This window comes from Flavobacteriales bacterium (assembly GCA_016700415.1).
Taxonomy (GTDB): Bacteria; Bacteroidota; Bacteroidia; order Flavobacteriales_F; family PHOS-HE28; genus PHOS-HE28.
Map to the genome: position 1 here is coordinate 2,199,639 of CP065018.1, position 23,584 is coordinate 2,223,222.

Sequence of the window (23,584 nt, forward strand, 5' to 3'; positions counted from 1 at the left end):
GGCCAAAGTTAACCGCGTCGGTCATCGCCGCAGGTCCTTCCACAGGTCTCCGAAGAACACCTTCAGGCCAAAGAGATAGATCGGGGCAGTGAGGTTCTCTCCCAGACCGGCATTGGTGAAGGCCAGCCGATATCCCCAGCCGGCGTTGATCCCGAAGTATTGCAAAAACCGGTATTGGATCGTCATGGACGGTTCATACAAGAAGACGAAAGCACGGCGCAACCGGTGGCGGTTCCCGGCAGGATCGTCGTATAGCAGCGAACCGCCTCCGATCCCGAACTGTACAGGGATGCGGGCCTCCCAATGCCCCCGTTGGTAGAAAGCATATTCTACATAGGGCGTCACATAGCCCAGACGTAAACGCACAGGCACCTCCTCCCCGTCGTCCACCCGCATAAGCCGTTCAACACGCGTGGCCAGGAAGCTGTATCCGATCCCGTATTGAAGACGACCGCCATGTTCAAGACCCACCTTCACCCCCATGAGCCTCACATTCCGGTTGCTGATGAACGAGCCCCGGGAGTCCAACTTCACAACGAGCCTGGCCGGTTCTTGGGAAAAGAGCTTAAGGCTGTCCAGCAATTGCCCCTTCACCGGCAGCACGGCCACGAACATGCATCCGGCCAAGACCCGTCCCGCAGCACGGCTCTGAAACAGGAAAGTCCGCACATGCCGTGCGGACCTTCCCAAAGACCTGGATCTTCCAAGGTCCATTTCCGATGCTCAATGGTCCTCTTCCCCTTCTTCCAAGGGAACGTTCTGGGGCACATAGTCCTCCAGCTTTCCGGGCTTGCTGTAATCGTAGGGCCAGCGGTACACAGTGGGGATGGGGCCGGGCCAGTTCCCATGCATGTGCTCCACCGGGGCGGTCCACTCCAAGGTGTTGCTGTGCCACGGATTTTGCGGGGCCTTTTGCCCGCGCCAGATGCTGTGGAAGAAGTTGTACGTGAACACCAATTGCACCGCGCCACCGATACAGGCGAAGACGGTGATCATCACGTTCAGGTCCATGAAGTGGCCTTGGAACATGGGGAACTCGGTGTAATCATAGTAACGACGTGGGCCGCCGGCCAGGCCCACATAGTGCATGGGAATAAACACACCATAAGCGGCGATCAGGGTGACCCAGAAATGGAGGTACCCCAGCTTGTTGCTCATCATCCGGCCGTACATGCGGGGGAACCAGTGGTACACCCCGGCCATCATTGCGAAGATGGCACTTACTCCCATCACCATGTGGAAGTGCGCGATCACGAAATAGGTGTCGTGTACCTGGATGTCAAGTGCACCGTTGGCGAGAATGATACCGGTGAGGCCGCCGGCGATGAAGGTGGACACCATGCCGACGCTGAAGAGCATGGCCGGGGAGAAGACGATGTTGCCCCGCCAAAGCGTGGTGAGGTAATTGAAGACCTTCACGGAACTGGGGATGGCGATCAGCACGGTGGTGAACACGAATACGCTGCCCAGGAAGGGGTTCATGCCGGACACGAACATGTGGTGTGCCCAGACCAGAAAGCTCAGGAAGGAGATCGCCATGAGCGATCCGATCATGGCACGGTAGCCGAAGATGGGCTTGCGGCTCATGGTGGAGATCACCTCGGAGCTGATGCCGAAGGCCGGGAGGATCACGATGTACACCTCCGGGTGGCCCAGGAACCAGAAGAGGTGCTGGTAAAGGATCGGGCTGCCGCCCATATTGTCAAGTGCCTCGCCCGCGATGTGGATCTCACTGAGGTAGAAGCTCGTGCCGAGCATGCGGTCCATGATCAGCAAGGCGACCGCGCTCACTAAGACCGGGAAGGCCAGCACACCGATGATGGCGGTGAGGAGGAAGGCCCAGATGGTGAGCGGTAGCCGCGTCATGCGCATGCCCTTTGTGCGCAGGTTCAACACGGTGACGATATAATTCAGGCTTCCCATCAAGGAACCTGCGACGAAGAGCACCATGCTGAAGAGCCAAAGCGTCATACCGGCACCGGACCCCGGAATGGCCTGGGGTAATACGCTCAGTGGTGGATAGACCGTCCATCCCCCGGAGGCGGGGCCGCTCTCCACGAACAAGGAGGCCAACATGACGAAGGCCGCCACAAGGAAGAACCAGAAGGAGAGCATGTTGATGAATCCGCTAGCCATGTCCCGTGCTCCCACTTGAAAGGGGATCAGCAGGTTGCTGAAGGTTCCGGAGAGCCCGCCCGTGAGCACGAAGAACACCATGATCGTGCCGTGGATGGTGACCAGCGCGAGGTACATTGAGGAGCTCAGAACGCCATCGGGCGCCCATTTGTCGCCGAGGAAGAAATGCGTAAAGGCAAAACTCTCGCCCGGGAATGCGATCTGTAGGCGGAAGATGATGGACATGATCATGGCCACCCATGCCATGACGATGGCAGTGACCAGGAACTGCTTGCTGATCATCTTGTGATCCTGCGAGAAGATGTACTTCGATATGAAGCTCTCCTTATGGTGGTGGTGCTCCTCGTGGGCGTGGCCGCTATCGGCCGCCTGCGGATGGGCTACGACGCTCATGATCTCAGTTCGGTTGTTGGTTCTTGCCTTCGGCGGCCTCCGCCCCGGTGGCGGCTTCGGTCTTGGCGGGATCGGTACCGGCCTCTCCCACGGATGCCCCGGAGGAATTCTCAAAAGCCGACAGTAGGATATTCCACACCTTGAAGGCTCCTGCGCTTTCCACGGTCAAAGGCGCTTGCATGTTGTAGTGTGATATCCCGCACACCTTGTTGCACATCAGGATATAATCGAAATCCGGGTTTCCCGTGATGGTGCGCATGCTGTCCGTGGTGATACTGGGCACCAGATGCATACGGGTGACCATTCCGGGAACGGCGTTCATTTGGGCGCGCATGTGCGGCAGGTAAACACTGTGGATCACGTCCTGGCTCCGGATCACAAGTTCCACGGGCATGTCCACCGGTAAATGGAACTCCTTGGTGATCTTGTCATCGCCACCGTGGAGATAGGTACTGTTGTTGCCATTGTCGGCAATGTCCTGTTCCATCAGCGTGCGCAGGTCCATGATGCCCTTTGACATGCGGCCCAAGTGCGCGATGTGCTCATCCTTTTCATCCTTAAGGTCCTGAGGCAGGATCTCCGCCTGCGCATCCCGATCAGCCTTCTCCTGCAGCATCTGGTCGTGCAGCTCCGCCAATCGCTTGGTAATGGTGGTGCGAGTAACGACGCCCAGGGGGTTGTCCCCGTTGATCAACCGGAAATCCGTGGCGCCCAACTGACCGTCCTTTCCGGGATAACGGAAAGTCCAGTCGAACTGCTTCGCATACACCTCCACCTCCATGGTGCCGGGTTCCGGAGCGGCCGTGATCTTCTCCCAGATGACCAGGCCATAGATGATCACACAGACCAGAACGAAAGCGGGCACAACGGTCCATAGCAGCTCCAACCGGTTGTTATGCGGGTACCAGTACGCCTTCTTACCGGGCCGGTGGTAATATTTGCCCGCGAACCAGAATAGGGCGGTGTTGGTCCCGACGAAGACGATGCTCAGCATGATCCAGTTGAAATGGAGCATGGTTTCGATCCAGACGCCCTGCGTACTCGCCGGCGGGGGTAGGAGCATATCATGGTAGTGGACTGGGATCCAGATGAAGAAGGCAAAATAGGCCACGCCAAAGGCCCACATCAACCGCCCGGATAGCCGGTTTTCATGCTCTGGGATGTGCTCTTCCCGCTCGCCGCGCAATTTAGCCGTGAGTTCGGCCACCCGGCTCAGGCGGAGCGCCACCATGAAGCCAAGCACCAGGACCGCAAGTATCAACAACGTCGTCATGCTATTCGATTATGATCTGTGATGGTCCAGTGGTCAGATCTGATGGTGAACACTCTCCTCCAAGAACGGATGGGCCACCACCGTGAGGGGCGCCTTTGCCAAGGTGGTCAGTACCGTGTGGATGAAAAGGCCGAGGAAGGCGATGAAGAAACCGATCTCCAGCGTGCCGATACTATGGAAATGATCGCCCAGCGATCCCGGCATGATCATCTGGACGGTGTCCAGCCAATGGCCGATGAAGATGAGCCCGGCCACGCCGATGAGATAGCGGGGGCTGCGCTTGGAATCGCGGCTCATCAGCAGTACCATGGGCAGGGCGAAGTTGATGAAATACATGCCCCAGGTCAGCCAAGGATGATGGTCGATACGGACCTTGAAATAGGTCCCCTCTTCAGGGATGTTCGCATACCACGTCAGCAGGAATTGGGCGAAATAAAGATAGCTCCACAGGAAGCTCACTGCGAAGACCCACTTGCCCATGTCCTGGATGTGGCTACCGTTCACCTGTGGCAGATATCCTTTGCCCTTGAGGTAAAGCACGATGAGCACCGCCACGATCATGCCACCGACCCACATACCTGCGAAGACGTACCACCCGAAGAGCGCGCTCTTCCAATGCACGTCGATGCTCATGATCCAATCCCAGGACAAGACCGAGCTGAAGAAGGCAAAGAGCACCATGAACACAACGCTGCGGCGGTAGTTCTGCCAATGTGAACGCATCAATGTCTCTCCGGTCTCCCCGTCCATACGCAGGCTGTGCGAGCGGAACCAGCGTGCGAAGAGGATGAAGGTCCCCATTATTAGGATGGCGCGCACCCAGAAGAAGGGCTTGTTGAGGTAAGGCGACAATAGTTCGATGTGCGCATCATAGTGGGCCGGGTCGGCAGTGTCCAATGTCCGCGTGTCCATCCAAGGCCAGATGTGGTTCAGCCCGACAGAGCCGGCCACCAAGCAGATCAGGACGAACAATGCACCCAAGGGCAGATAGCCGATGATGCCCTCGTATACCCGTTTTACCAGCACCGTCCATGCCGACTCGGTGATATGGTTCACCGCATAGAAGAACAGGGTGCCCAATGCGATGAAGAAGAAGAAGAGGGCGTTGGCATAGAAAGCCGCCCAGGAATACTGTTTATGGTCGGTATGGTCGCCCACCACGCCGATCCCTGCCATCACCAGACCGATGATGATCAAAGCCAAGGTGACCGTCCGGGCCCGTTTGCTTATGGTGAAATTCATCGCTGCTTGTTTGATCACTTGGCGTCGGCGATCGCCGTCATTGTAGTGTCCGTGGTCGTGCCCTCCCCGGGCATCTTTCCGTCGTGCTGCAAAAACTTCACGTATTGGATCACCAACCAACGCTCCTTATGGTTCAGCTGGCTGGCATGGCTGCCCATGGCGATGTTCCTCCCGAAGGTGATCGAATGGAACATCTTTCCTTCCGGCATTTGGCCGAGCTGGTTCCCGTCGTAGGCTGGCGGAGGCGGATAATTCCCCTTGGTCACCACCGGCCCGTCCCCCATTCCTTTTACGCCATGGCATTCGGTGCAGAACTTCTCATAGATCACCTTGCCCTGCTCCACCGTGGCCGTGGTCATGGGAATGGGGCTGTGCAGTTCGAGGCCGGCTTGCTCGTAGCCTTCCGTTGTGTTGGGATAGGGGTAGGGGAAATTGTAGCTGGCATCAGCCTCGTTCTCCGCGAACGGGATGGTCCCTCCGGCCGGGATCCGTGCGCTGGGGGTACCGCGCTGGGCCTCGGCGGTGCTGTCACCGAAGTAGTACGGGTCCTGGCCGTAGTCCACATAAGCCTCGATGGCCGGGCTGCGGTACATGTCCGGCATGTATTCGAGACCGGGGCTGTCCGGAGTGCTGGAACAGCCCATGAAAAGGGCCGTGCCGCCAAGGGCGATCACAAGGAGAAGCAGGTTCTTCGTGTTGCTCATCATCCTCAGCATTGGCGTTCGTTGATCTCGAACACGGTGGTCTCACGCAACATGCCGGTCAGGGCTTCGGCCGGATGGCCATGATTGTCCTCCGTGCGCAGTTCGATGATGAACTTATCGTCCGTGCTGCGCGGGTCCGGGTTCCGCGGTGACATTCCCGGAAGTGTCTTGTTCCGAATGAGATAGGTGATCGCCATGCCGTGCGCGGCGCAAAGCACGGTGAACTCGAACAATACCGGCACGAACGCCGTGACGTTCTGGTAGTAGAACTGGTTCGGCTTGCCGCCCACGTTCATCGGCCAATCATAGATCATCATGTAGTATGTGCCGAGGATCGCTAAAGAAAGCCCGAAGACCCCGAACATGAAGGACACGATGCCTAAACGCGTGCGCTTCAGGCCGATGATCGGGTCGATGCCGTGTATCGGGCACGGGCTGAAGACGTCCCGCACCTTCACGCCCGCCGTGATAAGCTTGCGTGCCGCGGACTTCAACAGTTCCGGGTCCTCGTATAACGCGTAGATGACTTTATTGGACATGCCGCTCAGTGCTGTGATTTGGGTAACACCTCACCCTTGTAGCTCTCGCCGCTGGACTTGAGGATGGTTTTCAGCTCATTCAACGCCAACACCGGGAAGAAGCGGGCGAAAAGCAGGTACAGGGTGAAGAAGATACCGATGGTGCCTAAGAAGGTGCCGACATCCACCCATGTAGGGTAGAACATGGTCCAGCCCGAAGGCAGGTATTCGCGGTGCAGGCATAGCACGATGATGTCGAAGCGCTCGAACCACATGCCCACGTTGATCACGATGGCAATGGCCCAGGCCCAGAAGAAACTTGTGCGGATGGGACGGAACCAGAGCATCGCAGGGATCAGGATGTTGCAAAGGATCAAGGCCCAGAAGGCCCACCAGTACTGGCCCGTGGCCGCCCCGACGGACATGTACGTGTAGTATTCGTACTCCACGCCGCTGTACCAGCCCATGAAGAACTCGGTGGCGTAGGCCACGGCCACGATGCCGCCAGTGACCATGATCACGATGTTCATGTACTCGACGTGCTTTCTGGTCACATAAGCCTCCAAGTTCATGGCCTTGCGCATCACCAGCAACAGGGTCTGCACCATGGCGAACCCGGAGAAGATGGCCCCAGCCACGAAATAGGGGGGGAAAATGGTGCTGTGCCAACCAGGGACCAACGAGGTGGCGAAGTCCATGGACACTACTGAGTGTACCGAGAACACCAGCGGCGTGGCAAGGCCCGCGAGAACCAGGCTCACTTCCTCGAAACGCTGCCAAGCCTTGGCATTGCCGGTCCAGCCGAAGGAAAGGATCCCGTACATCGTCTTCTGCCACTTCTTCGCGACACGGTCGCGAATGGAGGCGAAGTCAGGGATGAGGCCGATGTACCAGTATACCAAGGACACCGAGAAATAGGTCGAAATAGCGAACACGTCCCAAAGCAGTGGCGAGTTGAAGTTCACCCAGAGGGAGCCGAACTGGTTGGGCAACGGGAACACGAAGTAGGCCAGCCAGATGCGGCCCATGTGGATCATGGGGAACAGGGCCGCCATTATCACTGCGAAGATGGTCATGGCTTCCGCCGAACGGTTCACGGCCATACGCCATTTCTGGCGGAAAAGCAGCAGTACCGCGCTGATGAGCGTGCCCGCGTGGCCGATGCCCACCCACCACACGAAGTTGGTGATGTCCCAGGCCCAGTTGATGGTCTTGTTCATCCCCCATACCCCGATACCCTCGCTGATCAGGTAGAGGATGCAACCAACGCCGTAAGCGGCAATGATGGACGCGATGGTAAGGAGTATGTACCACGTGCGGGGGGCCTTGTTCTCGATAGGGCCCACCACGTCCGCCGTGATGTCCCCGTAAGTGCGGTGGCCCAAGATGAGCGGTGGGCGTATGGCTGCTTCCTGATGCATGTTGCCGGTCTTCTCTTAGGCTTTGTGGTGTTCGTCCTTCTCTTCGATGTTGCGCACCTTCACTAAGTAGGTCACATTGGGCTGGACTCCGAGTTCCTCGAGCATCTGGTAGCCGCGGGCATTGTCCCGACCGGCACGCACTTGGCTTCCGCTGTCATTGAGGTCGCCGAAGATGATGGCCCCGGTGCCACAAGCGGCTGAACAAGCGGTCTCGATATCGCCGTCCTTCACTGGCCTGCTCTGCTTTTTCGCTTCGAGCTTACCGTTCTGGATCCGTTGCACACAGAGACTGCACTTTTCCATCACGCCGCGCCCACGCACCACCACATCGGGATTCAGTACCATGCGCCCGAGGTCATCCCAAGCGGGGTTCACATCGCCGAATTGTTCGGTGACGTAATTGAACCAGTTGAAGCGACGGACCTTGTAGGGGCAGTTGTTCGCGCAATAGCGAGTACCGATGCACCGGTTGTAGGTCATCATGTTCAGGCCTTCCTCACTGTGCGTGGTAGCCACCACAGGGCACACTGTTTCGCAAGGCGCATGATTGCAATGTTGGCACATCACCGGCATGAAGATCACCGATGGCTGCTCGCTCGGGCGCTCCATTTCCGACAATCGCCCGGCCCAGCTCAGGCCTTCGGTATCCGTGTGCGTGTCCGAGCTGTAATAACGGTCAATGCGCAACCAATGCATTTCACGGCTCCGGCGCACTTCGTCCTTGCCTACCACGGAGATGTTGTTCTCGCTGTTGCAGGCGGTGATGCATGCGCCGCAACCGATGCAGCTGTTGAGATCGATGCTCATGCCCCAACGATGGCCCACTTCGGCGATGGGGTGGTCCGCCCACAGGTCGATCGAGGTTGCCGGCACGCGGTCCTGCGCGTCCACCTTGCCGTCGTTGTTCACATCCTCATGGACGGCCAGGGTCTCCAGCTCATTGTAGGTCTCACGCGGCTCGTTCAAGGCCCACACGGTGTAGGTGGTCTCCTTCACGATGCTCTCGCGGTCCATGCCCGTCATCTGGGTCTGGGTGAGGGCGATGGCGTAGGTACCGCCGGTCGTTTCCACGGAAGCTGGCGCGGAATAGCGCACGGTGTTGTCAAGAAGGGACGTCCACGGATAAGCGTTTTTGCCTACCGGGGCCGGGCTGCCGTCCGCATTGCGCATGCAGGCGGCGCGGCCAACACGCTCACCGTTGGCGCCACGGCCGTAACCAAGGGCAACTGCCAAGGTCTTCGGTGCCTGACCGGGGCTCATGATCGCTGGTAGCTCCATGGCGATGCCGTTCACCGTCACTTTCAATACTTGCGCCGGGCTTTCCTGGCCGATATAGAGCTCTTTGAAGGTCTTGCCGGTGAGTTCACTGAGGTCTTCCGGGGCGATACAGACGTAGTTGTCCCAAGTCGCCTTTGTGATGGGGTCCGGTAGTTCCTGCAACCACGGATTGCTCGCGTGCAGGCCGCTGCCAAGTGCTTCGGAGGTGTACAATTCCACTTCCCAATCCCCTGTTTGCTTGGTGATCTCGCGGACTTTGCCGGCAGCCTGGGCCACATCGGCGCTGAAGACGGTGGGCTCGGCCGTCTCACTGATAGTGCCGGCGTAGACTCCGTCATGGACACTTTGATCCCAGCTGTTCAGGGTGCCGCCCCCTGCGGGAAGGGTATCCTTGCAGACGTTCTGCACGAAGCTGTGCCAATCGGTGTCCACACCGCTCCATGCCAAGAGGCTCTGGCCCCATTGGCGGGTGTCGAACAACGGACGGATCGTGGGCTGGGTGAGCGCGTAGTGCCCGGATGTGGGGACTTGATCGTTCCAGCTTTCCAGCCAATGGTGGTCGGGAGTGATCCAGTTGCACAAGCTGGCGGTCTCGTCGGCATGGCTGCTGAAGCTCACCGTCAGGCCGGTCTTCTTCAAGCCCGCCTTGAACTCCTCCGCATTCGGCAGTGTATAGGCGGGATTGGTGCCTGCGATGAGGATCGCGCCCACCGTGCCAGCGTTCATGTCCTTCACCAACTGGGCCATCACCGCATCGTTCCCTTGGAAGAAGGGCGAAGCGTTGTGGATGTCGATGGTGCTGCCGTAGTTGCTCAGCATGCTGTTGATGCTGTTCACCAGTACCTGCGTGCCTTCATCGTTGACGCCGCACATCACTACGCTCTTGCCTTTGGCTGCGAGCAGCTCCTTGGCGCATTGGGCAATGGCGGCATCGGCGTGTGCGTCCACCTTCAGGGCGGAGACCGTGGTCCCTCCCGTTTGAACGGCGATCGCATCGTGCAGCCCCATGACAACGAGGGGAAGCATGCTGTTGCGCACGGCGGTGCGCTGGTCCGCGTTGGCTCCCGTAAGGCTCATGCGCGCCTCGAACTGCCAGTGGCGGCTCATGGGCAGGTCCTTCGTGGCACTTTCAGGCTTGCGGCGCTGGGCATATTGCCATACGTTCTCGTTGGTGCTCCCCCAATTGCTGAGAAAGTCCGCACCCACGCCCACCACCACATCAGCTTTGGAGAGGTCGTAGGTCGGGAAGGCCCATTTGCCGAAGCTTTTGAGGTTGGCGCTAGCGATGCCGGCGTAGCTCACGGCGTCGTACTGTACATGGTCCACAGCGCCGCCCACGTTCACGGTCATTTCAGCATCGCTGCTGTTAAGGCGCAGGTTGTGCTTGGCCTTGAATACATCGATGGCCGACTTGGTGCTGGGGCTGATCACCGTGTTGGTGAGGATCACGATGCGCTTGCCTGCGGCGCTTGCCTTTTCCAGCTCACCGCCGATGGCCTTGTCCGCATCGGACCATGGTTGCTGCGCGAAGTTGCCGCCCTTCACCTCCATGGGGCCGGGCAGGCGCTCGCTGTCATACAGGCCCAGTACGCTGCTGTTCACCCGTGCATTGATGGTGCCCTTGCCGACCTTCGGGTCCCGATTGATACCGAAGCGGGGGTTCCCTTGGACGTGGATGGGGCGCCCTTCACGGGTCTTCACCAGCACGCTGGCGAAGTCCTCCCCGTCATAATAGGTGCTGGCATACCAGTTGGCCACCCCGGGAGTGATCTCCTCGGGCTTGTTCACATACGGAATGCTCTTGATCACCGGGGTCTCGCATGCGGCCAGGGTCGCGGCGCCCACGGAGAAGCCCAGGAATTTCAGGAAATCGCGGCGGCTGGTGGTGGAGCCGGTGATGCTGCCATCGGCAAGCACCTGGTCCAGGGGCATGGGTTCATTGAACTCGTTGGTCCCGGTGGCCGGTACGTGTGCAGGGTCCGTTTCGGAAAGGTCCTGCCAATATCGTTTCGTGCTCGACATCTGTCTGCGCTGATCGGTCTTAGTAATGGCACTTGGCGCAATCCCAGCCGCCAAGCTCACGAACGGTGATCTTCTCGTCCTCCAAGTATTTCTTGAGCTCACGCTGGCCCATCGGTGTTTGGGCCAGGCGGCGGTGTATCTCCTTATAGTAGCCATTGTCGCTACCGGCCACCTTGACCTCCGTTTCGTTGTGGCACTGGAGGCACCAGCTCATGGTCAGTGGGGCCCATTGCTCCGCTTGGTCCATCCCGGTGTCCACGGGGCCATGACACTTCTGGCACTCGATCTTGGCCACGGCAACGTGTTGGGAGTGATTGAAATACACGTGGTCGGGCAGGTTATGGACCTTGTTCCACACGATGGGCTTCTCATTGCCGGTGTAGGTCATGGTCGCGGGGTCCCATCCTACGGACGCATAGATCTTTGCGATCTCCACCGTGCCGGTCTTCGGCCCTTCACTGACGGCCTTGTGGCAATTCATGCACACGTTGGCACTGGGGATACCGGCGTGGCGGCTTTTCTCCGCGCCGCTATGGCAATACTGGCAATTAATGGCCAAGTTGTCCTTGCCGGCATGCACCGTGTGGTCGAACAGGATGGGTTGCGAGGGCTTGTAGTGGGCCACGGTTTCACCACCATACACACCGATCTGGAAGAGAAAATTCCAGGTCAGTACAGCGCCCCAGACCAACAATAGCAGCACTGCCACCGAGGCCCATCCCTTGTTGCGACCGGCCCAACGGCAAATGCGGCCCCAAATACCCAAGGCGGGTTCCGCCGCAAGCCCTTGCTTTTCCCGGACCGCGTTAGAAAGCTGATGCCGGACACCACCCAAGGAGAGCAGCACCAGAAGTAGCAACAGTCCGGTGATCACCAACCATTCCCAGTTGCTGGAAGGTGCTTTTTCCGCAGGAGCCTCGGTCTGTGGCTTGGCGCTGGCAGGAGGTCCGTAATTGTCCGCATAATACAGTATGGCAGCGATGTCGGCGTCGCTCACCGCCTGTGGCGGCATCACGATCTTATTGTGGGTCTCGAAGAGCTGCTTGGCGTGGTCGTTGCCGGTCTTGATATAGGCCTGGCTGTTCTTGATCCAGGCGTGGAGGTCACCCTTGCCTTCCCAACGCTGCGTTGCACCCTTCACTGCCGGGCCGGTCATGTCCTTGTCCGGCTTGTGGCAGCTGGCGCAGTTCGCTTTGAAGATCTTTTCGCCGGAGTCGTATTGAGCTTGGTCCACCTGAGCGGAAACGCTGGTGACGGTCAGCAGAATGGCGGCGAGGGCGCTGAGGTGTAGCAGACCTATGGAACGCTTGAGAAGCCTGAGTACAAAGGACATTCCGGACAAATTTGATGGTGGATCCCGATGGATCATCGCCGCGCAAAAATAGACGCCAAGCCATACGACGGTAGCCATACAGCCAACGGATAGCGGGTAAATGCCCTATTTAGAAACATTCTAAAGTGTGTAGATGGACCGCAAAGCCACAACACCATTGGTCAAAGTCATGTCATGGGGGTGTAATTTTCATTCCCTCTTGATCGGGCACTACCCGTTACAAAATGGTGGTTCGTACAGCTCGCATTTTCCCAAGGACCGTGAGCACGATTCTTGCCCAGTGCTTTTGTGCCGGTACATTTGGCCCACACATGCGCAACGTCATCCCGTTCCTCCTACTATTACTGGGCATCCAACTCTCCGCGCAGGAGGACATCCGTCTGTTCAAGCCTTCCAACGTCCCGGTGGACAGCACCGCCACGACCTCCGTGGTGACCCGAACCAACGACAGCTTGCCAACGGACAGCGTAGCTCACGGCGTTGTCACCGTGGTGGAAAACGATCGTATCAAAGCCCTGATGGCGGATTATGCCGCGCACAAGCGTCCCTTGGACGGATACCGCGTGCAGATCTTTCTTGGCGACCGCACCATGGCAGAGAGCACCCGGCGGACCTTCCTACTGCAACACCCTGAAATTCCAGCCTATCTCAGCTACCTCGCACCCAACTTCCGTGTTCGCGTTGGCGACTTGAGGGACCGGATAGAGGCCGAAGGGCTCCGAGAAAACCTGAGAGGCGATTTCCCGGGGCTTTATGTGGTGCCCGATCAGATCGAACTGCCAAAGTTGCCCACTGGAGACAATTGAGCCGTGGACGACCCAAGGTGTTCGCATGACCCGTAGGTCCGCTTTGCGAAACTGCTGTGAACTGCTTACTGCCGATTGCCGAGTGCCTGCTGCACCTGCCTTTACCCCTCCAGCGTACGCTTCACCTCTACCATCTCGAAGGCCTCGATGTTATCGCCGACCTTGATGTCGTTGAAGTTCTTGATGCTTAGGCCACATTCGTAGCCGTGCGTCACTTCCTTTGCGTCGTCCTTGAAGCGCTTGAGGTCGCTGAGCTCGCCGGTATACACCACGATGCTGTCGCGGATCAGACGGATCTTACTGTTCCGGGTGATCTTGCCGTCCAGCACATAACAACCGGCCACCGTGCCCACCTTGCTGATGCGGAAGGTATCACGCACTTCGGCGGTACCGATGACATTCTCCACCTCCTTCGGGGTGAGCATGCCCTCCATGGCCAGCTTCAGTTCCTCGATGGCGTCGTAGATGATGGAATAAAGGCGGATCTCGATCTCCTCGTTCTCGGCCAGTTTCCTAGCGCCAACGGTGGGACGAACTTGGAAGCCGACGATGATGGCATTCGATGCCGAGGCGAGCAGTACGTCGCTCTCCGCGATGGGGCCCACTGCTTTATGGATCACGTTCACCTTGATGCTCTCGGTGCTGAGTTTCAGCAAGGAATCGGTCAAGGCCTCCACGGAGCCGTCCACGTCGCCTTTCACGATGACATTGAGTTCCTTGAAGTCCCCGATGGCCAAACGACGCCCGATCTCGTCCAGCGTGATGTGCTTGTGGGTGCGGATGCCCTGTTCGCGCTGCAACTGCTGTCGACGTGTGGCGATCTGGCGCGCCTCGCGCTCATCGGCCATTACATGGAAGCGGTCACCCGCGTTAGGGGCACCGTCCAGGCCGAGGATGGAGACGGGGACCGAAGGCCCGGCCTCGGTGACCTGCTGGCCACGTTCATTGAACATGTTCCGCACGCGACCGCTGTATTGGCCAACGAGCAATATGTCGCTCTTGTGCAAGGTTCCTCCTTCCACCAAAAGCGTGGTCACATAGCCGCGGCCCACCTCCAGCGTACTTTCGATCACGACACCGGTGGCCCGTTTCTCAGGATCGGCCTTCAGTTCGAGCAGATCGGCCTCCAGCAGCACTTTGTCCAGTAGCTGTTCAATACCGGTGCCTTTCTTCGCGCTTATCTCCTGGGTCTGGAACTTGCCGCCCCATTCCTCCACGAGGATGTTCATCTGGGAGAGCTGATCGCGGATCTTTTCCGCATTGGCGCCCTCCTTGTCGATCTTGTTGAAAGCGAAGACCATCGGCACGCCCGCGGCCTGCGCGTGGTTTATGGCTTCGCGGGTCTGCGGCATCACACTGTCGTCCGCCGCGATCACGATGATGGCGATGTCGGTGACCTGCGCACCACGGGCACGCATGGCTGTGAACGCCTCGTGGCCGGGCGTGTCCAAGAAGGCGATGCGCTTGCCATTGTCCAAAGTCACGCTGTATGCACCGATGTGCTGGGTTATTCCACCGGCCTCGCCGGCGATCACATTGGCCTTGCGGATGTGATCCAGCAGGGAGGTCTTGCCGTGGTCCACGTGGCCCATGACGGTAACGATCGGTGCCCGCGGCACCATGCGTTCGGGATCATCGGCCTCTTCGACCATGGTATCCTGCACGTCGGCGCCGACGAACTCCACCTTGAAGCCGTACTCATCGGCGATCACCGCAAGCGTTTCGGCGTCCAAGCGCTGGTTGATGCTCACCATCATGCCCAAGGAGAAATAGGCCTTGATGATATCGGTGACGGGCACGTCCATCATGGAGGCCAGTTCACTGGCCGTTACGAACTCAGTGACCTGCAATGTGCGGCCTGCGAGCTGACGTGCTTGGTTCTCCTCTTCACGACGTTGGTAGCGCTCCTGCCGCTTGTCGCCCTTGCGTTTTGCGCCCCGGCCTTTGCTTCCGCCACCGCCGGTCAGACGGGCGAGGGTCTCGCTGACCTTGCGCTTCACAGCGTTCTCATCAAGCTCCCCGGGCCGTCCGGATGGAGCATTGCGTTGTTCTTGTTGTACCACGCGCCCCACGTTCACGGGGCCGGGTTTCACGATGCGCTTGCGGCGGCCGCGGTCCTTGTCCCGGTCGCTGGGTTTGCGCTCACGCTCTTTCGGCAGCTCGATCTTGCCGACCGTCTTCGGCCCGGCAAGTTTTTCCACGTTCACCCGGATGGTCTCGGGCTCAGGGGCGACCGCTTTTAGCACCTCCACTTTTGCGGCGGGCTTTTCGGCGGGCTTTTCCGCAGGTGCCGGTTTTTCAGGCCCGAGCACCTTTGCGGCCGGACGTCCTTTCTTTCCACTATCGAGATCGATCTTCCCTATGGTCTTGGGGCCAGTGACCCGTAGGGTGGTGGCGCGGAAGACGTCCGATGCCGCGGCGGACGGCTCTGCGGGTGCGGCAGGTTCTGTTGATTTGGCCTTGGGCGCAGCCTTCTTCTCCGCTGGCGCGGCTGGCGCGACCTGGGCATCCGCCACAGGAGGTGCGCTGGCCGATTCCGGCGGTGCGACGGGTTCCGGCACGCTGGCCAAGGCGACCACTTCACGCTCCTGGCGCTCTTGGATCACCTGCTTACTTGCCTCCTTCTCTGCTTTGTCCTGCCCGAATTCCTTCTCCAATAAGGCATAGAGGTCTCCGGGGATCTTCGCGTTCGGGGATTCCTCCACGGCATGCCCCTTCTCGGCGAGGAACTCCACCACAGTGTGTACACCGAGGTTGAAGTCCCGTGTCACCTTGCTCAATCGCACCGATTTTCCTGCCGTTTCGCTCATTCGCTCCCAAGTTCTCGTTTTGCCCCTACTGCTACTGCCACCTGCCTACTGCTTCTCCGCACAACCACTGCCTTCTTCGTGTCCTTAGTGGTCCTTCTACCTCTACTTCGTCAATTCCAGCTTCAGTACGCGCAGCACTTCCGTCACAGTTTCTTCTTCCAGGTCCGTACGCTTGGCCAGGTCCTCCGGGGCGATCTCCACCACCGAACGGGCCGTGTCGCAGCCGATGTTCTTCAAGGCTTCGATGATCCACGGCTCGATCTCGTCGCGGAACTCGTCCAGATCGACGTCGTCCGTCACCTCGTCGCTGTCGCGGTACACGTCGATATCGAAGCCGGTGAGCTTTCCCGCCAACTTGATGTTGTGCCCGCCCTTGCCGATGGCCAATGCCACCTGGTCCGGTTTCATGTATACCTCGGCGCGCTTGTTGACCTCATCGAGCTTGATCTCACCCACTTTGGCAGGGCTCAATGCGCGCTGGATCAACAGCGAGTCGTTGGTGGTCCAGTTGATCACGTCGATGTTCTCATTGCGCAGTTCGCGGACGATGCCGTGGATGCGGCTGCCCTTCATGCCCACGCACGCGCCTACCGGATCAATGCGGTCATCGTAGCTCTCCACAGCCACCTTGGCGCGCTCACCGGGCTCGCGCACGATGCGTTTGATGGTGATCAGTCCATCGGCCACTTCGGGCACTTCCTGCTCGAACAATTTCTCCAAGAACTCAGGTGCTGTGCGCGAGAGCAGCACCACCGGGCTGTTGTTGCGCATCTCCACTTTCCACACCACCGCGCGAACGGTGTCGCCCTTCTTGAAGAAGTCGGTCTTGATGTGCTGGTCCTTCGGCATGATCAGCTCGTTGCCCTCATCGTCGAGCACCAAAGTCTCGCGCTTCCAGATCTGGTACACCTCGCCGGTGATTATCTCGCCCACGCGCTCCTTGTACTTCTCGTAGATGTGGTCTTTCTCCAGCTCCATGATGCGGCTCTGGAGGTTCTGCTTCAGGGAAAGAATGTTGCGGCGGCCGAAGTCGGGGATCTTCACCTCTTGGCTCACCTCTTCTCCAACCTCGAAGTCGGGCTCGATCTTCAGAGCTTCGCTGAGGGGGATCTGCAGGCCCTCGTCCTCCACTTCGCCGTCGGGAACGATCTCGCGGTTCAGCCAGATCTCCAGATCACCCTTGTCCGGGTTGATGATGATGTCGAACTTGGCCTCTTCGCCATATTTCCGTTTCACCACGCCGCGGAACACATCCTCCAGAATGCCCATCATGGTCACCCGGTCGATGTTTTTGATGTCTTTGAATTCCCCGAAGGATTCGATGAGGTTCACTGTGCTCATTGCACTGCTTCAGTTGAGGTTGATAGTGGCCTGGGTGGACTTGATGCCGGCGAATGGGATCACCGTGGTCTCGTCCGAAAGTTTAGGCTGACGGCCCTTCACCTTGGAGGGTTGAAGGATCTGCAGCGATATTCCATGTTCATCAAAGGTCTTCAGCACGCCCTGCACCAAGGTGCCGTCGACGAGCGTGAGGTCCACCCCTTTTCCAATGCGCTTGCGGTACTGGCGTTCCACTTTGAAGGGCTTGCCCAGTCCGGGGCTGCCCACTTGCATTTCCACGTCGTCCATGGCCTCTCCGAATTCCTCTTGGAGGCCCTTATTGATGCTGGTGAGGTCGCCCAAGGTGATGGGAGTCTCATCATGATCCACCTCCACTACGGCCTTTCCGCCCGGACGCACTTCGGCGCTCACCAAAAAATGGGGAGTGCCTTCCAGCTGCCGCTGCAAAGCCTGTTGAAGTTGGTCTGTAGTGATCATCATCGGACTGTGCTGATACGGGGAACAAAAAAGAGGGGCGGCCCCCTCTTCCTCACTTCACCGCCTCCGAACGGCGGCAAATATAGCGGTTTCCGGGGAAAATACGACAGGTGTTATTTAACGGGATCAGCGGGATCCAAAGGATCGAGAGGTGGTCGTCCCGAGCAGGACAGGATCTGACCGGACGACCGTCTGAGAGGATGGATGTCGGCCAGCGGACAACACATGAGGTCCGCTGCAATTCGTTCAGTGGTCTTTATCCCCCTTCCTCCACACTACTGCATTGCAGGAAGAAGCACGGACGTCCCGGTGCGTTCCACGTGCTTGGCCTCATCCAAGAAGGTCTCTAATGCCGCTACTTCCTTCCTATAAAAATATCCTCTTCCCCTGCAAGACCATAGCTTGGATAGTCCTGGGAGATGTTAATGCGTTCCACCTTAAATCCGGCCGATGACAACCGGTCAGTATAGTCTTGGCCATAGATCCGCACATGGTCGAACTGGCCGAAGGCAATTTCCCGTTCTTCCGGTGTGGTGACCGACCAGTCTTCAATTGTCTTCTCCGAATTCTTTGATATCGGCACCTGCAAGATCGCCTCACCGCCTACTTTCAAGACCCGGAGCAGCTCTTTCATCGCGTCCAGATCGTTCGGTACGTGTTCAAGTAGATGATTACAGATGATCCGGTCAAATGAATTGTCCGGATAAGGGATGTCCATGACGTTCATGTTCTGGACGTACTCCGGCCGGATGTATCCATCCAGGAGCAGATCTCCGCAGATATAACTCCCGAATCCCGACCTGAAGAGGACCTTTGACAACCTCAACTCCGGCGCGAGATGAAGCATGTTGATCCGCTCGGGTTTCTCGAAAATGTTCAGCTTATGCTTCAGGTAGGTGTAAACGAGCCTTTCCCTGTCGGAGGAGTCACATTGATAACATGCCCCGCGCCTGATGCCCGCCCCGATCACCTGCTTTTCGACAAGGACCGGATAGTCCTTGCCGGTCAGGGCAAAATCCTTGGATCGAAAGCCGCAAAAGGGACAGATGTACCTACTTCCCCGATGCATCGCCAGAATGACGCTGCGCTTTATGGAGTTGGGAATGTATTTCTTGATATTGAAACTCATAATTCACATCCCTTTCTGAAGCTGGGGTCGGAGATCCACATGCTACCGCCCTTCTTCCAATAATGCGGCTGCAATCACCAGGTCGTCCGGTGTGGTCACCTTGATATTGCGTTCATCCCCTTCAACAAGGCGCACAAGGTTGCCCATGCGTTCCACGAGCGTGGCCTCATCGGTAAAGGCGGGGTCGTATGGCAGTTTGAAGGCCTTCCGCAGCAGTTCCACTTGGAAACACTGTGGCGTTTGCACAATGCGCAATCGGCTGCGGTCCAATGCACGCGATCCTTCATCTGTAAGCTCCCGCATGGAAGAACTCACCGGCACAACAGGTATCGCGGCGTCATGCAGTTCCGCAGCCGCAAAACAGCGTTCGATCAGCCCCAAGCTCACCAATGGCCTAACGCCATCATGCACTGCCACAAGTCCGTCGTGTGCCACTTCCTTCAGCCCTTCGCGGACGGAATGAAAGCGCTCTTCACCCCCGGCCACCACGGTGTGATCGATCGTAAAGCCATGCCCGATGCAGAGCACTCGCCAACTGTCGATCTGCTCCTTGGGCAGCACGACGATGATCTGCATCGCCGGATCATACAGGTGAAATGCGGAAATAACGTGGCAGAGGACCGGTTTGCCCTTCACCAGCATGAACTGCTTGGGTACCGGGGAGGCCATGCGCTTGCCACTGCCGCCGGCTACAATGATGGTTGAACGTTCCATGGTGGACAATGTCAAAGGTCCAAAAGAAAAGGCCGCAAGGAAATTCCCTGCGGCCCTCTGTGTCTCTGTGCCTCTGTGTTTTTTTCTCAGATGATCAACATCGCGTCCCCGTAGCTGAAGAAGCGGTACTTCTCCTTGATGGCCACTTTGTACGCGTTCCACACGTGGTCGTAACCTCCGAAGGCCGCCACCATCATCAGGAGCGTGCTTTCAGGCATGTGGAAGTTGGTGACCATGCGGTCCGCCACGCCGAAGTCATAAGGAGGGAAGATGAACTTGTTGGTCCATCCATTGAACGGCTTGATGTGGTCGTCCGTGCTCACGCTGCTTTCGATGGCGCGCATGGTGGTAGTGCCGATGCTGCAGACATGCTTCTTGGCGTCGATGCTGGCGTTGATGATGTCACAGGCCTTCTGGTCGATGATGACCTGCTCGCTGTCCATCTTGTGCTTTGTAAGGTCCTCCACCTCCACCGGCCGGAAGGTGCCCAAACCCACGTGCAGGGTGACATTGGCGAAATTGATGCCCTTCAGCTCGGCACGCTTCATGATCTCGCGGCTGAAGTGGATGCCCGCGGTGGGTGCGGCCACGGCCCCTTCGTGCTTGGCGTAAATGGTCTGGTAGCGCTCAGCATCGCTGGCTTCGAGGTCGCGCTTGATGTAGTGTGGCAGCGGGGTCTCGCCCATCTCGGTGATGGTCTGCTTGAACTCCTCGTAGCTGCCGTCGAAGAGGAAGCGCAGGGTGCGGCCGCGACTGGTGGTGTTGTCGATCACTTCGGCGACGAGCTCGTCGTCTTTTCCGAAGTACAGTTTGTTGCCGATACGGATCTTGCGGGCGGGGTCCACCACCACGTCCCAGAGCAAACTGTCGCGGTTGAGCTCACGCAGCAGGAACACCTCGATCTTGGCACCGGTCTTCTCCTTATTGCCCCACATGCGGGCCGGGAACACCTTGGTATCGTTGGCGACGAAGGTGTCGCCTTCCTCGAAGTAGTCGAGGATGTTCTTGAATTTCTTGTGCTCGATCTTGCCCGTCTTGCGGTCCATCACCATCAGCTTCGCGCCGTCGCGGTCTTTGGTGGGATAGAGGGCGATGAGTTCCTTGGGGACGTCGAATTTGAACGAAGTGAGCTTCATGGATGTAGGTTAGGGCTTACAGGCCCATTTCAGGATTTCGGGGCGCGAAGATAGGGTGATCGGGCACCCTGTGGGAGGTGATCCTATACCACAGGTCTGTCGCGCTTGGAAGCCCACTGGTCCAGCCACTTCGACCATTGCTCCGGCGTGCGGGCATCGCGGACAAGGAACGACCCGCTGGCCGTGCGGCGCAGCCCCACGAGATGGGCACCGCAGCCCAAGGCCTCACCGATGTCATGCGCTAGTGACCGGACATAGGTCCCCTTGCTGCAATGCACCTCGATGGTGACGTCGCTGCCCTGGATCCCGAGCAGCTCCAACCGATGGATGGTAAGCGCAACGGGCGGCAGTTCCACCTCTTCCCCCGCACGGGCCAAGCGGTAGGCGCGTTCCCCTTGGTAGCGTTTGGCGGAGAAATCCGGCGGTCGCTGCTTGATCTCACCGGTGAAAAGGGGGAAGACGTCTCGAATGGCGGCCTCGTCGATGTGCTTCCACGGCCGCTCCACTTCCACGTCGGTCTCCGCGTCGTAGCTCAACGTGCTCTGGCCCAAACGCAAAGTGGCCGTGTACGTCTTGTCCTCATCGGCCAAGGCTTGCAACTGCTTGGTGTGGGTGCCCGTTCCGATGATCAGCAGGCCGCTGGCCAAGGGGTCCAAGGTGCCGCCGTGGCCCACTTTCACGCGGTGGCCGCACACGACAAGCAATCCGACACGGATCTTGGCCACCACATTGAAGCTGGTCCACGTGATGGGCTTGTCCACCAAAAGGACCGCCCCCATTTCCGGGTCCAGCTCCGCGGTCATGTCATGCTCAGGTCCACGCCGGAAAGAATGAGCACGAGCAATACCAGGCCGATGATGATGCGGTACCAGCCGAAAGCCCGGAAGCCATGGCGCGTGAGGAAGTCGACAAAGCTGCGGATAGCCAGCAGTGCTACTACAAAGGCCACTGCATTGCCCAGCAGGAGCAGACCGATGTGGTCGCCGCTGAAGATCGTCGGGTCCGCTTTCCAACCCTGGAGCATCTTGTAGCCGGAAGCAGCGGCCATGGTGGGCACGGCCAGGAAGAAGGAGAACTCGGCGGCGTGCTTCCGCGTGAGGCCCAAGCCCATCCCACCGATGATCGTGGCGGCCGAGCGGGACACTCCTGGCACCATGGCGAGGCATTGGAAGATACCGATCCCGAATGCACGGGGATAAGAGATGGATTCCACGCCTTTTGGCTTGAACCAATTGTCGACGAAGAGCAGCACGATACCGCCCAGCAACAGCGCCACGGCCACTACCGTAACATTCTCCAGCAAGAGGTCGATCGCGTCACCCAGCAACAGCCCGAAGATGGCGGCAGGGATAAAAGCCACCAGCAACTTCCAATAGAAATCGAACGACCGGAAAAAGCGCTTCCAATACAGTGCTACTACGGAGAGGATGGCACCGAACTGAATGTTCACCATGTAAGCCTTGGTGAACTCGGTGGGCTCCAAGCCCAGAAGCGCCTGAACGATCACCATGTGGCCCGTGCTGGACACCGGCAAAAACTCGGTGAGCCCCTCAACTACGGCAATAACAATAGCTTGAAAAACGGTCATACTGCCCAGCCCTCTCCCTTCATGCGCTTCAACCCGATGGGAGGGATCACTCCGTTTCCTGCGGTTTGCGCATGATCGCGTAGATCACGAAGATGTATCCGATAAGGCACACGATCGGAGCCACGGTGATGCGCCGCGCACTGAAGATCTCCTTTGCGTCGAAGACCTCGGGGTCCCCGGTACCACCGCCGCTCATCAGGATAAAACCGAGGATCACGATCCCGATGCCGATCAGCAGGAGCTTATAGTTCATGCCATCAAAGGCCAAGGCTTCATCGGTGTTCGCTGCCATGTTCAGGTCCAGTTGAGTTCGTCGGTGTTCATGCGAAGGTAACGCCTCACGGCAAGCGCCGTGGAAAGCAGGGAGATCAGCAGGCCCAGTGCGACGATGCTACCAAGCAGGATCGCCAAGGGCATGGGCTGCACCAGCGTACGCAGGTCCGGCTGCCAGCGCACCAGCGTTTGGATGCTGCCCACGAGCAGGCCTACGGCCAGGATGGAGGCCACGATACCTTGCCACAAGCTGTTCCCCAGGAAGGGCTTCTTGATGAACCAGCTCGTCGCACCAACCAAGTGCATGGTGCGGATGAGGAAGCGCTTGCTATAGATCGCCAAGCGGATGGTATTGTTGATCAACGCGACGGCGATCACCAGCAAAAGCGCGCTGAAGCCGAGCAGGATCCAACGCAGCTTGCCCATGTTGGCATCGATGTTCTCCACCACCACCGGGTTGTACTTCACCTCGTGGACGTTGGCGTCCTGCCGCAGGTGATCGGCCACCCACTTCAGGCTGTCCGGCCCGGCGTAGGCCTCCTTCATGCGCAGCTCGATCGAGGGCAGCAAAGGGTTCGCGCCCAGCACGCCGAGAAAATCCTCGCCCATGTCCTGCTTCAGCTGTTCCGCGGCCTCATCGGCCGTGACGTAGCGTGTCTCCAGCGCGAAGGGCTCCGCGTCCAATTGCTTGCGGAACTTCATCACGTCCACCTCCTTCAGGTCGCGCTTCAGGTAGATGTCCACCTTCACGTTCTCCTTGAAATGACGCTCCAGTTCCCGGGCGTTCAGCAGCATGAAACCCAACAGGCCCAGCATGAACAGCACCAAGGTGATGCCGATGATGGTGCCCACGTTGCTGCTGCGTGTGCGTGACTTGATGAAGCGCTGCTCGCTCATGGATCCTGTCGGGCTTGCAAAGGCCCGTCGGGCGGCGAAGTTATCCGAGCGAGTGCATCATCAACCCCGTCTTTAAGCAGTTTTCCGAAGTAC

The 23,584-nt window shown here is 58.6% G+C and carries 20 protein-coding genes; 1 reads left to right on the plus strand and 19 read right to left on the minus strand.

Annotated features, from left to right (window positions below; translation table 11 throughout):
• Positions 1 to 21 precede the first annotated feature (21 nt).
• From IPP95_09180 to IPP95_09220, 9 genes are read right to left on the minus strand one after another with little or no spacing between them, the layout of a single operon-like run.
• Entirely contained in the window at positions 22 to 714 is a 693-nt protein-coding gene (locus tag IPP95_09180; GenBank protein QQS71364.1) for a hypothetical protein, read from the minus strand.
• Between the two features lie 9 nt (positions 715 to 723).
• On the minus strand, positions 724 to 2,529 hold the full coding sequence (locus IPP95_09185) for a cbb3-type cytochrome c oxidase subunit I (protein QQS71365.1): 1,806 nt from the start codon (positions 2,527 to 2,529) through the stop codon (positions 724 to 726).
• 4 nt (positions 2,530 to 2,533) lie between these two features.
• Positions 2,534 to 3,802, minus strand: coding sequence for a cytochrome c oxidase subunit II (locus IPP95_09190; GenBank protein QQS71366.1), 1,269 nt, complete (start codon positions 3,800 to 3,802; stop codon positions 2,534 to 2,536).
• Between the two features lie 33 nt (positions 3,803 to 3,835).
• The gene (locus IPP95_09195; protein QQS71367.1) at positions 3,836 to 5,044 is read right to left on the minus strand and encodes a quinol:cytochrome C oxidoreductase; all 1,209 of its coding nucleotides are present in this window, start codon (positions 5,042 to 5,044) and stop codon (positions 3,836 to 3,838) included.
• A gap of 14 nt (positions 5,045 to 5,058) precedes the next feature.
• Entirely contained in the window at positions 5,059 to 5,760 is a 702-nt protein-coding gene (locus IPP95_09200) for a cytochrome c (GenBank protein ID QQS71368.1), read from the minus strand.
• Positions 5,754 to 6,287 carry a DUF3341 domain-containing protein gene (locus IPP95_09205; protein ID QQS71369.1) on the minus strand — a complete coding sequence of 178 codons (534 nt, stop codon included), beginning with the start codon at positions 6,285 to 6,287 and terminating at the stop codon, positions 5,754 to 5,756. The genes IPP95_09200 and IPP95_09205 overlap by 7 nt, the downstream gene beginning before the upstream one ends.
• Before the next feature lie 5 nt (positions 6,288 to 6,292).
• Positions 6,293 to 7,687 (minus strand): polysulfide reductase NrfD, encoded by a 1,395-nt coding sequence (nrfD, locus tag IPP95_09210; GenBank protein ID QQS71370.1) that lies wholly within the window; start codon positions 7,685 to 7,687, stop codon positions 6,293 to 6,295.
• Positions 7,688 to 7,702: 15 nt separating this feature from the next.
• Positions 7,703 to 10,987 carry a TAT-variant-translocated molybdopterin oxidoreductase gene (locus IPP95_09215; GenBank protein QQS71371.1) on the minus strand — a complete coding sequence of 1,095 codons (3,285 nt, stop codon included), beginning with the start codon at positions 10,985 to 10,987 and terminating at the stop codon, positions 7,703 to 7,705.
• Positions 10,988 to 11,006: 19 nt separating this feature from the next.
• Positions 11,007 to 12,320 carry a c-type cytochrome gene (locus IPP95_09220; GenBank protein ID QQS71372.1) on the minus strand — a complete coding sequence of 438 codons (1,314 nt, stop codon included), beginning with the start codon at positions 12,318 to 12,320 and terminating at the stop codon, positions 11,007 to 11,009.
• 311 nt (positions 12,321 to 12,631) lie between these two features.
• On the opposite strand from IPP95_09220, the gene IPP95_09225 reads away from it, so the two are divergent.
• Positions 12,632 to 13,126, plus strand: coding sequence for a hypothetical protein (locus tag IPP95_09225; GenBank protein QQS71373.1), 495 nt, complete (start codon positions 12,632 to 12,634; stop codon positions 13,124 to 13,126).
• 101 nt (positions 13,127 to 13,227) lie between these two features.
• Here the strand turns inward: IPP95_09225 and infB are convergent, their stop codons facing one another.
• The 10 genes from infB to IPP95_09275 form a co-directional block, all read right to left on the minus strand.
• Positions 13,228 to 15,936: a translation initiation factor IF-2 gene (infB, locus tag IPP95_09230; GenBank protein QQS71374.1), complete on the minus strand. Its 2,709-nt coding sequence runs from the start codon at positions 15,934 to 15,936 to the stop codon at positions 13,228 to 13,230.
• Positions 15,937 to 16,038: 102 nt separating this feature from the next.
• Positions 16,039 to 17,277 (minus strand): transcription termination/antitermination protein NusA, encoded by a 1,239-nt coding sequence (gene nusA, locus IPP95_09235; protein QQS71375.1) that lies wholly within the window; start codon positions 17,275 to 17,277, stop codon positions 16,039 to 16,041.
• A gap of 9 nt (positions 17,278 to 17,286) precedes the next feature.
• Positions 17,287 to 17,757, minus strand: coding sequence for a hypothetical protein (locus IPP95_09240; GenBank protein QQS71376.1), 471 nt, complete (start codon positions 17,755 to 17,757; stop codon positions 17,287 to 17,289).
• Between the two features lie 352 nt (positions 17,758 to 18,109).
• Positions 18,110 to 18,883: a methyltransferase domain-containing protein gene (locus tag IPP95_09245; GenBank protein QQS71377.1), complete on the minus strand. Its 774-nt coding sequence runs from the start codon at positions 18,881 to 18,883 to the stop codon at positions 18,110 to 18,112.
• A gap of 42 nt (positions 18,884 to 18,925) precedes the next feature.
• Positions 18,926 to 19,597: a 2-C-methyl-D-erythritol 4-phosphate cytidylyltransferase gene (locus tag IPP95_09250; protein ID QQS71378.1), complete on the minus strand. Its 672-nt coding sequence runs from the start codon at positions 19,595 to 19,597 to the stop codon at positions 18,926 to 18,928.
• An 86-nt stretch (positions 19,598 to 19,683) separates the two neighbouring features.
• On the minus strand, positions 19,684 to 20,733 hold the full coding sequence (gene queA, locus IPP95_09255; protein QQS71379.1) for a tRNA preQ1(34) S-adenosylmethionine ribosyltransferase-isomerase QueA: 1,050 nt from the start codon (positions 20,731 to 20,733) through the stop codon (positions 19,684 to 19,686).
• Positions 20,734 to 20,816: 83 nt separating this feature from the next.
• Positions 20,817 to 21,536 (minus strand): tRNA pseudouridine(55) synthase TruB, encoded by a 720-nt coding sequence (gene truB, locus IPP95_09260; protein QQS71380.1) that lies wholly within the window; start codon positions 21,534 to 21,536, stop codon positions 20,817 to 20,819.
• Complete coding sequence (locus IPP95_09265; protein QQS71381.1) at positions 21,533 to 22,321, minus strand: undecaprenyl-diphosphate phosphatase; 789 nt, start codon at positions 22,319 to 22,321, stop codon at positions 21,533 to 21,535. Before IPP95_09265 ends, truB begins: the two co-directional genes overlap by 4 nt.
• A gap of 46 nt (positions 22,322 to 22,367) precedes the next feature.
• Positions 22,368 to 22,613 (minus strand): DUF3098 domain-containing protein, encoded by a 246-nt coding sequence (locus IPP95_09270; protein ID QQS71382.1) that lies wholly within the window; start codon positions 22,611 to 22,613, stop codon positions 22,368 to 22,370.
• 2 nt (positions 22,614 to 22,615) lie between these two features.
• Positions 22,616 to 23,491: a hypothetical protein gene (locus tag IPP95_09275; GenBank protein ID QQS71383.1), complete on the minus strand. Its 876-nt coding sequence runs from the start codon at positions 23,489 to 23,491 to the stop codon at positions 22,616 to 22,618.
• Between the last annotated feature and the right edge of the window lie 93 nt (positions 23,492 to 23,584).